Annotated in this window: 12 protein-coding genes; all 12 read left to right on the plus strand. The window is 34.9% G+C overall.

The window, feature by feature from the left end:
- Positions 1-8 precede the first annotated feature (8 nt).
- From BUC12_RS12400 to BUC12_RS12455, 12 genes are read left to right on the plus strand one after another with little or no spacing between them, the layout of a single operon-like run.
- Positions 9-1,256: an ABC transporter ATP-binding protein gene (locus BUC12_RS12400; protein ID WP_062179766.1), complete on the plus strand. Its 1,248-nt coding sequence runs from the start codon at positions 9-11 to the stop codon at positions 1,254-1,256.
- A 30-nt stretch (positions 1,257-1,286) separates the two neighbouring features.
- Positions 1,287-3,512: a polysaccharide pyruvyl transferase family protein gene (locus BUC12_RS12405; RefSeq protein WP_082141902.1), complete on the plus strand. Its 2,226-nt coding sequence runs from the start codon at positions 1,287-1,289 to the stop codon at positions 3,510-3,512.
- Positions 3,502-4,728 carry a glycosyltransferase gene (locus BUC12_RS12410; protein WP_062179769.1) on the plus strand — a complete coding sequence of 409 codons (1,227 nt, stop codon included), beginning with the start codon at positions 3,502-3,504 and terminating at the stop codon, positions 4,726-4,728. Before BUC12_RS12405 ends, BUC12_RS12410 begins: the two co-directional genes overlap by 11 nt.
- Positions 4,725-6,290: a glycosyltransferase gene (locus BUC12_RS12415; RefSeq protein ID WP_062179771.1), complete on the plus strand. Its 1,566-nt coding sequence runs from the start codon at positions 4,725-4,727 to the stop codon at positions 6,288-6,290. Before BUC12_RS12410 ends, BUC12_RS12415 begins: the two co-directional genes overlap by 4 nt.
- A gap of 2 nt (positions 6,291-6,292) precedes the next feature.
- Complete coding sequence (locus BUC12_RS12420) at positions 6,293-7,198, plus strand: glycosyltransferase family 2 protein (protein WP_062179774.1); 906 nt, start codon at positions 6,293-6,295, stop codon at positions 7,196-7,198.
- 26 nt (positions 7,199-7,224) lie between these two features.
- Complete coding sequence (locus tag BUC12_RS12425) at positions 7,225-8,193, plus strand: glycosyltransferase family 2 protein (RefSeq protein WP_139262055.1); 969 nt, start codon at positions 7,225-7,227, stop codon at positions 8,191-8,193.
- A 4-nt stretch (positions 8,194-8,197) separates the two neighbouring features.
- On the plus strand, positions 8,198-9,025 hold the full coding sequence (locus BUC12_RS12430) for a glycosyltransferase family 2 protein (RefSeq protein WP_062179780.1): 828 nt from the start codon (positions 8,198-8,200) through the stop codon (positions 9,023-9,025).
- A 1-nt stretch (position 9,026) separates the two neighbouring features.
- A complete protein-coding gene (locus BUC12_RS12435; protein WP_062179783.1) occupies positions 9,027-9,941 on the plus strand; it encodes an alpha-1,2-fucosyltransferase in 915 nt (304 codons plus the stop codon).
- A 20-nt stretch (positions 9,942-9,961) separates the two neighbouring features.
- Positions 9,962-11,239 (plus strand): glycosyltransferase, encoded by a 1,278-nt coding sequence (locus tag BUC12_RS12440; RefSeq protein WP_062179785.1) that lies wholly within the window; start codon positions 9,962-9,964, stop codon positions 11,237-11,239.
- Between the two features lies 1 nt (position 11,240).
- The gene (locus tag BUC12_RS12445; RefSeq protein WP_062179788.1) at positions 11,241-12,086 is read left to right on the plus strand and encodes a class I SAM-dependent methyltransferase; all 846 of its coding nucleotides are present in this window, start codon (positions 11,241-11,243) and stop codon (positions 12,084-12,086) included.
- Between the two features lie 29 nt (positions 12,087-12,115).
- Positions 12,116-13,279 carry a glycosyltransferase family 4 protein gene (locus BUC12_RS12450; protein WP_062179791.1) on the plus strand — a complete coding sequence of 388 codons (1,164 nt, stop codon included), beginning with the start codon at positions 12,116-12,118 and terminating at the stop codon, positions 13,277-13,279.
- The gene (locus tag BUC12_RS12455; protein WP_062179794.1) at positions 13,279-14,088 is read left to right on the plus strand and encodes a glycosyltransferase family 2 protein; all 810 of its coding nucleotides are present in this window, start codon (positions 13,279-13,281) and stop codon (positions 14,086-14,088) included. Before BUC12_RS12450 ends, BUC12_RS12455 begins: the two co-directional genes overlap by 1 nt.
- The last annotated feature ends 5 nt before the right edge of the window (positions 14,089-14,093 follow it).

A 14,093-nucleotide genomic window follows, 5' to 3' on the forward strand; every position in this document is an offset into this window, starting at 1 on the left:
AAAGATACATGTCTAATATAGCTATAGAATTCGAAAATATATCCAAGCAATATCGTTTGGGAACAATTGGAACAGGTACAATCTCTCATGACTTGAATCGGTGGTGGCATCTGGTGCGCGGAAAAGAAGATCCATATTTGAAGATAGGTGAGGTTAATGATAGAAGTTCAAAAGCCACAAGTGACTATGTCTGGGCATTAAAAGATATTTCGTTCAAGGTAGAGCAAGGCGATGTCTTGGGTATTATAGGTAAAAATGGAGCCGGTAAATCTACATTATTAAAAATATTATCCCGAGTTACTACTCCTTCAACAGGAGTTATTCGGGCAAAAGGACGTATTGCTTCTCTTCTGGAGGTCGGAACAGGGTTTCATGGAGAGCTTACCGGACGCGAAAATATCTATATGAATGGAGCGATACTAGGTATGACTAAGAATGAAATAACCCGAAAACTGGATGAAATTGTAGCATTTTCTGGTATCGAAAAATATATTGACACACCTGTAAAAAGATATTCTTCGGGTATGACTGTACGCCTGGGGTTTGCCATTGCAGCTCACCTCGAACCAGAGATACTGGTTGTGGACGAGGTTCTTGCTGTAGGTGATGCCGAGTTTCAGAAAAAGGCTATAGGTAAGATGAAAGATGTGTCACAGTCTGGAGGACGTACTGTATTATTCGTAAGCCATAATATGTCGGCCATTCAAAGTTTAACCTCGAAATGCGTATTCTTAAAAGATGGTATGGTTAACAGAATAGGACCAACAGAAAAGATCATAAAACTATATTTTGAAGATAACTTTTCGGACTCACTGGAAAATAAATTGTCCTTTATAAAGGAAGATTTAGATGAAAATAAACCTATAGAATTACTTACAGCAAAGATAATCCAGTCGGCTCATAGTATAGAGGTTATGATTGAATATGTTGTAAGAGAGGTAGTTGGTAGTGTTGTTGCTATTAAAATAATTAATACAGAAGAAGTTTCTATTTTGACAATTATTGATACCGATAATGAAAATATTCCTTTTCGGAAAGAAGTAGGACGGCATTCCGTTAGATTTCAAATCCCACAGGATATATTGACCCCTAATACATTCTTTATGACGGTCTCTTTTTCTGACATGAAATCAGAACGTTTTGACTTTTATGAAAAGCTATTGTCATTTTCCATTACTGAATACAATGATATTCTTGATTCTGAAAAAAGAGGTGGAATCATCAGGCCTTCAGAACAGTATGTTATAACTCCTTGAAGTAAAGAATAGGGATTTAGATTACAGATAATGAAACAAGTAGTAAAAAATATAATATTGCCTTTTTTTCAGAATACCTCTATTTATAAAAGATGGAGGGAACATCAGGATAAACAATGGCAGATTACGATTCTTAATGAACTAAAAAAGCGAGAAAATGAGAAATCTAAAATTTCTCACAAAATTGAGGTTGTTAATCTTAATGCCGATGATGTTTGTAATTCCAGATGTGTTATGTGTAATATCTGGAAGCAAAAAAAGCAATATGAAGTTTCTCCGGATGATTTGGTAAAGATACTAAACGATCCTTTGTATAAGGATGTTAAGCACATTGGAGTTACTGGTGGTGAACCGACTTTGAGAGAAGATTTATCACTCTTATACGAGTCTTTATTTAAAGCCCTTCCGGAAATGGAAGGCGCAAGTATTATCACGAACTGTATTAAATCGGATGTTGTAATCAAGAGGATAGAAGAAGTCATAGATATGTGTGAAAGATATAATAAATCTTTCTCGATGATGGTATCTCTTGATGGCTACGGAGAAGTACATGATAAAGTCAGAAGAATAAAAGGTAATTTCGAGAGTGCAATCAAGGTTTTAAACCACTTTAGAAATAAAGGAATAGGGGTTGTTACAGGTACAACTATCAGCAAAGTAAATGTGTGGGATGTAGACGAGTTGTTAGATTATTTGAAGGAAAATAATATATCGGGTCGTTTTCGTATCGCAGAATTTATAAAAAGACTGTATAATGACGAAAATGAAGATATTATACGGAATTTTGACGAAGATGAAAAATACCATTTGATATTGTTTTTCTATAAGTTAATTATGACTTATGAGAAAAATGGTACATATCAACGAACATATAGGAGTATAATCAATATTCTTTCTGGAGGTAGCCGTTTGATAGGCTGTCCATACCATTCGGAAGGAGTTGTATTGAACTCACGAGGAGAGGTCTCGTATTGCGCTCCGAAATCAAAAATAATAGGAAATGCTTTGGAGGATAGTTCCTTAAAGCTATATGAGTCTAACTTAGATGAAAGAAGTAGAATTCGTAGAGAAAACTGCGATGATTGTATACATGACTATCATGCACCGGTTACTTATAAAGAAAAGGCTGCTGAATTTGAAGAAGTAAACTGGCGGCTTGCTATCCAGTTAGATGCCAAATATAAATCTTCGGTCTTCAATAAAGTAGATGCTGCGAAAGTTAACAATTCTAATCCGCAGTTTTTTATAACAGGTTGGTATGGTACCGAAACTGTTGGGGATAAAGCTATTCTAGGACAGGTGATAATTGATTTGTACCAGCAATATGGAAAAGATATTGATATTGTTGTATCAAGTATTTATCCTCTGATAACCAAAAGAACAATGTCCGAACTAGGTTTCGACCATGTTAAAGTTGTATTCGTTTACTCGAAGGACTTTGTTAGCTATATTAAAGGCTCTGAGTCAGTCATTATTGGCGGAGGTCCTTTAATGGATCTGGAAGATCTGGCAATACCTTTGTATGCATTCAGAATTGCGAAGTCTCATAATTTAAAAACAGTCATTGCCGGATGCGGATTAGGTCCGCTTATGTTTGTGAAGTATCAGGATGCTGTAAAAGAAATTCTTAACTTGGCTGATATTATTCAGTTGAGAGATTGGAAAAGTGTAGAATTAGCAAACGATTGGACTGGAGGAGGAAAAAATATTGAAATGGTTGGAGATCCCGCTAAACGATATTTATCCCGATATAAAAACAAGGCCTTTGAACCGAAGGATAAAAAGGTGTTGAGTTGTTTTCTCCGTGAGTTAACTACTGAATATGCTATAGAGTCTTTAGAAGAATTTGAGTCTGTCAGAAATAAGTTTGAGTCAGCTTTAGCAACATATATAAAACAAAAAGCAATTGAAATTGGAGCTGATGAGATATATCTGGATCATATGCATAATTTTCAGGTAGGAAATGATGATAGAGATTTTTCCAGAAGATTTATCAGAACATATTTTAGTGATTTTCAGATTCCAATCTCTTATAACAAAAAGTTGTCGACGGTTGATTCTATAGTTGAGACAATGAAGACTTCAACAGTGAATATTTGTATGCGTTTCCATTCTGTTGTATTCGCTCATACTCTGGAGACAAACTTTTTAGCAGTAGATTATACCAGAGGAGGTAAAATTCAGAACTATCTGACAGACAACTCTTGTTTAGATAGGTTGATTTCAGTTGATGATATCATAAAACATGGGAATTAAGGTTGCTCAAATATCGGTTGCTACAACTGGAGGAGCAGGTGCTGCTGCTTACAGGCTGCATACGGCTCTAAACGGGAATACGGCTATTGATTCTTATTTTGTACGACAGTTGCCAAATCCCGAATATGCATTTGACAAACAAGTCTATACTGTCGATAAGAAGAAATATTCATATACAGACAGGCTTAAAGCAAAGTTGAAGATTGATATTGACACAAAAAATAACCAGAGGGCCGGAATTATAAATCTATGTAATTGCGAAATCGCAAGTTTTCCGGATACTAATTTCTTAATAGAAGATTATCCTATAGTTAAAGAGGCGGATATTATTAACTTACATTGGGTTGCAGGTTTTCTCAATTATCCGACTTTTTTTAAAAAGATAAATAAACCTGTTGTATGGACAATTCATGATATGAATCCCTTCAGTGGTGTTTTTCATTATGAAGGAGATGAGTTTATTAACCATGATATAGCAGGACGTTTAAATCAGGAGGCATTAGCCGAGAAATTACATTCTATTCATAAGAGCAAAAAGGTATATGTTGTATCTCCGTCTGAATGGTTGAAGAAAAAATCGGAGGAAAGCAAAATACTTGGTATCTATCCTCATTTTTTGATACCTAATAGTTTGGATTTTGAACAGTATCCAATCATGGATAGGTTACATGCAAAACAGACGCATAATGTAGATAATGGTCATAAGACATTACTATTTATTGCGCATGATATACAAATTCACCGAAAAGGATTTGATTTGCTTATTGAAGCCCTGAAAAATATAAACTCCAATAACTACAATTTAATATCTGTTGGCGGACAGAAGGTGGTAGTTAATGACTCTATCAATCATATACATTACGAGAGAATACATGATGTCAGAGAGCTCAATAGTATTTATTCGGCAGCTGATATTACGATTTTACCTTCTCGGGAGGATAATTTACCAAATGTAATGTTAGAATCTTTTGCCAATGGAACACCTGTATTAAGTTTCAGAGTTGGAGGGATGGTTGAGCATGTTATTCCGGGTAAAACAGGATTATTAATGCCAGAAATAAATTCCGGGGAATTAACCCATTATATTCAGGAGTTTATTGCAAATAAATTTACGTTCGAATCTTCAGATATAAGAGAATACGCTTTGCAGCATTTTAAAGGTGATAGACAGGCTGAAGCTTATTCAAAACTATATAATGATATTTTAAATCAATGAAACTCTCGATAATAACCATTAATTATAATAATTCGGAAGGTCTTGAGAAAACGATTCAGAGCATTGTTAATCAAGATTTTTTTGATTACGAATATATCGTGATTGATGGAGGGTCTACAGATGGTAGTGTTGATGTAATTAAAAAATATTCAAGAATAGATTATTGGCTTAGTGAGCCCGATTCCGGCGTTTATAATGCAATGAATAAAGGGATTAAAAAGGCACAGGGAGAATATCTGCTATTTATTAATAGTGGAGATATGCTATATAATAATCAGGTTCTTTCTAATGTATTCGCTAAGAATATAGATAATGACTTACTATACGGAGACTTACACAGAATATTTCCTGACGGACATTCGGATATTGTTCAAATGCCGGACTTTGTAGGGTGTGACCAGATGATGGAAAGCACATTGACTCATCCTACAACGTTTATTAAGCGTAGTCTATTTGATAAATATGGACTGTACAGGGAAGACTTGAAGATCGTGTCGGATTGGGCTTTCTTCTTTAAAATTATTGTTTTCTCTAATGTCTCTCGCTCTCATTTGCCCATAACTATTGCGACATTCGATATGGAGGGTATGAGTACCACAAATACGAATTTGGTACAAGCTGAGAGACAGAAAGTAATAGGGGAGTCTTTTTCCTACGAATTGTATAATATATATTATACACATGGTGCTTATAAACAATTTTATAACCATAAAATATTTAGAATAGCCAGATCTATAAAACATTCACTAAAAAATGCTTTATCAAAGAAATACTGGTTCGATTTGATTCACAAAAAACGTTTTCATTTCGCAATTACTCGTATAAATAAGACAGTAAGAAATCAGAAAAAAAATCCATTATCTATACCTGTCATTATAATTAATTACAATAGACTTAGAGATTTAAAAGAGCTCGTTACTTTTTTGCTTGAGCGCAAGCACCAAAATATTGTTATTGTTGATAATAAGTCTACATATCCACCTTTATTAGAATATTACAAAGAAATAGAAGGCAAGGTGAATGTTGAGTTTATGGATCAGAATTACGGGCATCTTGTGTTTTGGAAGAATAAGTCTCTGTATAACAAATACGGATCAGGGTATTATATAATAACCGATTCAGATGTAATTCCGAATAAAGACTTACCGGAAGATTACATAACATATTTGATTAAGATATTGGATAAGTACCCTCAAGTCTCAAAAGTTGGTTTCGCTCTGGATGTAGACGATATCCCCGAACATTATCAATTAAAAGAACAGGTTCTAAATTGGGAATCTCCGCATTGGGAAGGTAATATCGGAAAGAATTTGTATTTGAATGAATTGGATACAACATTCGCTATCTATCCTCCATATTATAATTATTCTACATTGGCTGAATTTTATCCTGCAATAAGAATTTCGGGTAATTTTACGGCAAAACATATGGGATGGTATATTGATAATAATAATCTGGATGCAGAAGATCTTTATTATTATAATCATGCGAATAGTTCCAGTTCATGGAAACTCAATGAAAAAGGCGAATTTGTAGGGAATCAAATTTATAATAAAGAGTGAATATGGTTTCTGTTATTATACCTAATTATAATCATGCTCCTTATTTAAAGTTAAGGATTGATTCTGTACTGAATCAAACTTATCAGGATTTTGAGGTTATATTATTAGATGATAAGTCGACAGATAACAGTAGAGAAATAATAAAAGAGTATACCGGTCATCCCAAAGTTTCTCATATTATCTTTAATGAAACGAACAGTGGCACTACATTTAAGCAGTGGCAAAAAGGGCTGGAACTTTCAAAAGGTGAATATGTTTGGATAGCCGAAAGTGATGATCATGCAGATGAGACTTTTCTTGAAAAAGTGATGGCTTCTATTGGGAAATACCAATCTGTACTTGGTTGTGCTTTATCGCAAATTATTAATGAAAACGGTCATATCAAACGTTCTCGGGCAGCAATAATGGATGAAGAATATTGTAAAAAAGAAGAGTTTCTGTCGAAGCATCTACTTTTGGGCAATGTTATTTATAATGCAAGTACGGTTGTGTTTCGGAAGGATGCAATACAAGCGTCTATTTGGGATGAAATTACTAAACTGAAATATTGTGGCGACTGGCTTTTTTGGGCAAGGCTTATAATGACAGGCAGTGGAGGTGTTACCGAAGTAAAGGAATATCTTAACTATTTCAGAACACATAGTGGAAATGTTTCTAATAAATCGGAAACAAATGGCTTAACATTTTTGGAGGGTTTCCCTATCTCGAAAATGATAGCAAAGGAGCAAAATATAAAATGTGACAAGCAATTCCGCCAAAAATGGTTCTTCGAATGGCAACATTACCGAGCATTTTACCATTTTTCAAAGAAAACAAGTTTGAAAGTATTTTTGTTATTTTTAAAAAGGGAGCCTCTTATTGCTCTATATGAATTAGAACGATTAGTAACCCGATTCTTTAAAAGATAATAGTGGCCGATTTACAATATTTACATATGGTATCAGTGTTAATGCCGGTATATAATGCGGCAAAATATATTCGGGAGGCTATTGATAGCATTTTGAATCAGACATTTACTGATTTCGAATTCCTGATTATAAATGATGGTTCTACAGATAACACAGCCGATATTGTAAATGAGTATAAAGATCCACGTATCAAGCTTGTATCAAATGATTCTAATTGCGGTCTTATCTATACTTTAAATAAGGGAATAGATTTAGCCCAAGGCAAATATATTGCACGTATGGATGCCGATGATATATGTGCCCCTCAAAGATTAGAGATGCAGGTGGGATATCTGGAAAAAAATCCGGATATTGATATATTGGGAACAGCATTTAATTTTATAGGTACTCCTTACGAGATACATCATCCTGTATATCAAGCTGAAATTCGAATAAAACTTTTAGATGATAATGCTTTTTCTCATCCTTCGGTCATGATGCGTACTGAAGCTTTGAGGAGAGTAGGTTTACATTACAATAGCGACTATAAACATGTTGAGGATTATCAATTTTGGACACAAGCCGAAATGACAGGTTTGGGATTGGCCAACTTAGATGATGTGTTACTGTTTTATCGTCAGCATGCAGATCAGATATCGAGCCAAAAATATGATGAGCAACAGATATCAAAAAAGAATATTCGATTAGAGTATTTTCAGCATTATTTCCGGAATAATTTTACTCCCGATGAACTCAAATGCTTATTCGATTATAATAATACAAAAGTTGTATACAAAATTGAACTTTTGAATAAGTTGAGTTTAGTAAACAGGCGGGAACATATTTTCTATGATAAGTATTTTGATAATTATATTGATATCCTTATCTACAGGAATATTCCCGATAAACAAGCCTTAGGATGGGGGGATGTATTCAGGATTATGAAGAATAATGTATCTTTACATATTAAGAAAACAGTATTAAAAATAAAACTAAAGTTTATTTTAGGAAAATAAAAATATGTTGGAGACTCCCTTAATATCAATTATAGTTCCCTGTTACAATCAGGCTCAATATTTACCTGAAACATTACAATCAGTACTGGATCAGGAATTATTGCAGTGGGAATGTTTGATTGTTAATGACGGATCTCCTGATAACACCGGGGATATTGCTAAGCAATGGTGCGCTAAGGATACCCGGTTTAAGTATCTGGAGAAAGCAAACGGAGGCTTAGCCGATGCACGTAACTATGGGATCAGGCATGCGCAGGGAAAGTATATTTTGCCATTGGATTCAGACGATAAAATTTCACCTACTTATACAAAAGAAGCCATTGCGATTTTGGATAATAATGCTTCTGTAAAATTAGTATGCTGTAGGGCTATGCTGTTCGATGGGGATAACGAGGAGTGGAAATTATTACCATATAGTTATGAGAATCTTTTATTCGTACGTAATTGTATGCACTGCTCATCTGTTTATCGAAACAGCGATTATAACAATACACAAGGTTATAATACAAACATGAAGGGTGGCTGGGAGGACTACGATTTCTGGATAGGTTTACTTGAAAGGGAGGATAAAGTAATTTTTCTTGATAAGATACATTTCTATTACCGGACAAAAGAAGTCTCTATGCGTACTCAGATTTCTAAAGATATGGAAGACTGTTTACGCAAGCAGATATTTAAAAATCATATTGATAAATATCTGGCTGAAATAGACCCTATCGAACAGTACCGGGAGTTAAAAGAGTGTAGAATGGTAGAGAGTTCGTTGCAGTATCGAATTGGTGCTTTTATCTCAGCTCCCGTTCGTATTATTCGTTCCATTTTTAATAAGTAAAATGATTTATATAGAGTTAAACGGCAGGCTTGGCAATCATCTGTTCCAGATAGCAACAGGAGCATCCTTAGCTAAAAAGCATGGAGTGGGTTATAAAGCCGTATGTCATGATGGATATAAGTTGGCTCCTCCCGATAATTGTTATGTAAAGGAATACATAGAGCAGTTCAGACCCAATATATTACGTAATATTGATATCCAGATAGGGCGTCCGGTTGCAGATTGTGATTACTATTATGATATAGAATACATTTACAAAGAAATCCCTTATATTGATGGACATGATTTGCTGCTCTATGGAGCTTTCCAGTCTGAGAAATACTTCGATAAGGAATTAGTTCGGCAATTATTCTCTATTCCAGATGATATAAAAGAATATATTTATTCGAAGTTTGGAGATATACTCCGTATGGGGGTGACTTCTATTAACGTTCGCAGAGGTGATTATTGCAAGTTGCCACACCAGTATGCAGTTTGTGGAATGTCTTATTACAATAAAGCCATTGACCGATCGGGACGGGATAAAAAATATTTGATTATAAGCGACGATATAGATTGGTGTAAACGTCATTTCAAAGGAGATAACTTTTATTTTGTAGATGATGAAGAGCCTATTATTGATTTATATATTCAAACGCTTTGCGAAAATAATATAATCAGTAACAGTACTTTCAGCTGGTGGGGAGCCTGGTTGAATCCGAATCCCGATAAGGTCGTTATTTGTCCTGATCCTTGGTTCGGAAAGTCCTACAGTAATTATAGTACACAGGATCTAATTCCTGATGAATGGATACAAGTGGAGAACGAACTCTCATTCGATTTAAAACTGTTAGCCATATATTTACGGACAATAGAAAAAATTCAGAAGCTTGTGCCAAAGTCTCTCAAACAAAAAATAAAACAATTAAGAAAGTAAACAGAAAACAGAAAACAGAAATGAAAGTAGTAACACTAAGCACAAAAGATTCGTTTGGCGGAGCTGCCCGTGTTGCTTACCGTTTGCATGAAGAGATAAATGCAATGGGGATAGATAATATGCTTTTAGTTAATAATAAGCGAACATCCAGTTCTACAGTGTGTCTGGCTTCTGATTTTCATGATCATCTGAATCGTTTTACCTATCAACTGAAAAAATATGATATGAAGTATCAGGAGTTTAAACGGAGACGTAACTGGGCCCGTTATCCTGATATGCAAAATAAGATATTGTCGGATATAGCTGTTTCTTCATTAAATAATGCTTTAGATAAAATTGATTTTGATCTTATTCATATGCATTGGGTAGGAGAGAGCTATGTCGATTTTACAGAATTTAAGTCGGTAAAGAATCCGATAGTATGGACATTACATGACTGTTTTTCGTTTACAGGCTTATGCTCTTATTTCGAAGATTGTGATAAGTATAAGACTCATTGCGGAGCTTGTCCTCAGTTAGGATCAACGAAAGAAAAAGACTTTAGTTACAAAGTATTCGATATGAAGTATGACCGTTATGCACCGTTAAAGTTTCATATAGTAACTCCCAGTAAATGGCTTGCAAAAGCAGCATCAGAAAGTGTATTATTAAGAAAATATCCGATAACAGTTATTCCTAATGGTATAGATACTGAGGTTTTTAGACCAAAAGATAAAAAGGATGCAAAGAAATTATTATCTTTACACCCTAATAAAAAAACAATACTTTTTGGAGGTATATCAGCAATGGCTGATCCCCGTAAGGGCGGTAGTCTGTTGAAACAGAGCCTCGAAATATTATTAACAACTACTGACTTAGAAAATCAGGTGGAGTTGTTAATTTTTGGAGCTGAACAAAAAGATAATATTGACTTTGGATTTCCGGCTAAATATTTAGGGTATGTATCAGAAGAGGCAGATCTCTGTAATGCTTATAATGCGGCAGATGTAACGATTGTACCTTCTACACATGAGAACCTCCCAAATACTATTCTCGAAAGTTTATCATGCGGAACTCCGGTTGTTGCTTTCAATATAGGAGGAAATCCTGACATGATCGATCACACTGAAAATGGATATCTGGCGACTCCTTATGATACAACAGACCTTGCTAAGGGTATAGAATACTGTTTAAAGAAAAATAATGATAATATTTTAGGTAGAAACGCCCGTATAAAAGTATTGGATCATTTTAAAATAGAAGACATTGCAGAACGCTATGTCGAATTGTATAATAAAGTATTGAATAAAAATATATAATATGGATAATGTAAAATGTCTGATTTGCGGAGGTGATACAAAGCCTGTATTCACAACAAAGGTATTGCATAAATACGATGTTACTTATCATCGGTGCACATGTTGCGGATTTATTCAGACTGATACTCCATATTGGCTGGATGAGGCATATAGTAGTGCTATTACCTCTATGGATATAGGTCTGGTATACCGTAACTTAGTGTACTCTCCACAGGTAGAGCATGTGATAAAAACATCATTCGATTACAATAAAAATTTTTTGGATTATGCCGGCGGATATGGATTATTTGTCCGCATAATGCGCGATAAAGGTTTTGATTTCTATTGGGATGATAAATATTGTGACAATCTTTTTGCTCAATATTTCACATTGGAAGAACTTCCCCAAGGTCAGAAATTTGAAGCTGTTACAGCATTCGAAATATTCGAACACTTGGTTAATCCCTTAGAAGAAATAGAAAAGCTTTTCGGATATGCCGATTCTATTATCTTTTCGACAGAATTAATCCCTCATAAAGAAATAACATCGCACAATGATTGGTGGTATTTCGCACCCGAAGGAGGGCAACACGTTGCATTCTATTCGGAAAAGGTATTTGAAACTATAGCAAAGAAATTCGGATGTTCATTCTATTCCAATGGAAAAGATTTGCATATCCTGACCAAAAAGCCATTATCTAAGAACCCACTGGCATTTACTAAACGTACGACATGGGATAAGATTGCTGATAGGCTGATGGGAATATTACAAGGCACGAAAAACAATAAACCTGCACCTGTATATCTGCCAAGTAAAATAGGGCAGGATGTAGAATATATAAGGAATATTGTGCATAAAAAAGATTAAAGGATTAGGAATCAAAGGATCACATAATAATGAAGATACTGTATGATCATCAGATATTTGAACATCAACGTATTGGAGGAGTTTCCCGTTATTTTACAGAAATAATAAGAAATCTTCCGGATACGGTTCATCCTGAGGTTTCGGTACAATATTCATTTAATGAGTATCTGAAGAATTTAGATATCCCATTCGTCTGGAAGAATCAACTTCTTTCATATTATTCATTTTTACCATCTATAGAATTTAAGGGTAAAAAAAGGCTGTTTTCCTTCTTACAAAAAAGGAATCCTGCTAAATATCCCGATTATCTGGCAATAAATAAACAGAAATCGATCGAAGCAATTAAAAGAGGTAATTTTGATATCTTTCATCCCACATTTTTCGAAGATTATTATCTTGATTATTTGAACCGCAAACCTTATGTGTTGACTGTTCATGATATGATAATCGAGCTCTATCCGGAATTTATCAATAGTCCCCTATTTATTCAGCGCAAGAAAAAACTGGTAGATAATGCTGCCCATATTATTGCAGTATCGGAAAATACTAAACGGGACATAATCAATGTATTTGGTACCTCGGAAGGGAAAATATCGGTAATATATCATGCTTCATCTCTGGCAGATAATAAAAAGAAGCCCAACGAGTTGCCCGAGAAATATCTCCTATATGTAGGAGACAGGCGTTTAGGATATAAGAATTTTGGTTTTTTCATATCAGCTGTACAGCCGCTCCTTTTGTCTGATAAAGACTTATATGTGGTTTGTACCGGAGATCATTTTACCGAAGAAGAAACCCGCTTCTTTGACCAATTGGGTATAAGAGACCGGCTCAGGATTGTTTTTGTTGAAGACGATCAGATGTTTGGTTTGTATCAGTCGGCTCAGGTTTTTATATATCCATCTTATTACGAGGGTTTTGGGATTCCTGTGCTAGAGGCATTTCAAGCAGGTTGCCCATTGGTGCTGGCCGATGCCAGTTGTTTCAGGGAAGTGGCTAATGATGCCGGATTGTACTTTGCTCCAAAATCACCGCAAGCTTTGCGTCACGCAGTTCTTGAAGCTATGAATAATAAGGCGACAAGAGACAGTTTGATTCAGAAAGGACAAGAAAGGTTAAGCGATTTTTCATGGAGCAAAAGTGCTGAGCAAACAGCAGAAGTATATAGAAAAGTTTTGAATAATAGAGCATAATGAAAGTATCTGTAATAACTATATCTTTTAATAATGCAGCAGGACTTCGGCGTACTATCGAAAGTGTGATTGCTCAGGATTATATCGATTATGAATATATTGTTATTGATGGAGGGTCAACTGACGGAAGTAAGGATATTATAGAGCAATATGCCAATCACATTAATTATTGGGTTAGTGAGCCCGATAAAGGTGTATATAATGCAATGAATAAAGGTATTGCTATTGCAAACGGAGAATACCTTCATTTCTTAAATTCGGGCGACATATATGCTTCAACAAATGTACTGAGTTCGGTGTTTGCCAAGCCTTTCACAGAACCTTTGCTCAGAGGTTGCCAGATATGTGATTACGGTAACCGTACCGAAAGGTGGGAGAATTTAGGAAACAGACCTGTTACAGTATACGATATGTTTGTGAATACTATGTTGCATCAAGCCACATTTATTCGGAAAGATATGTTTCAAAAATACGGATTATATGACGAAATACTTAAAATAGTATCAGACTGGAAATTCTTTTTTCAAGCCATTCTAGGAGGAGAACAGACTGCGTTTGTCGATACGGACGTAGTTGTTTTTGAAATGGATGGTATCAGCACAAATAAGTCTCACGGAGAACAACATCTTGCCGAGCGTAAGCAGGTTATAACTGAATTAATGTCTGCTAATTTATTGCCGGATTACGAACGCTTAAAAACACTGGAAAATAATGTATATATCATTGAATTTGTGAAAAAGAATTCACTGGCAGGTTTAGTATTCAAAATACTGAACAGGATGTATAAGTTATTAGGGATAAACAAATAAGAGAT

This window comes from Indolivaga macrotermitis (assembly GCF_900128985.1).
Lineage (GTDB): Bacteria > Bacteroidota > Bacteroidia > Bacteroidales > Dysgonomonadaceae > Dysgonomonas_A > Dysgonomonas_A macrotermitis.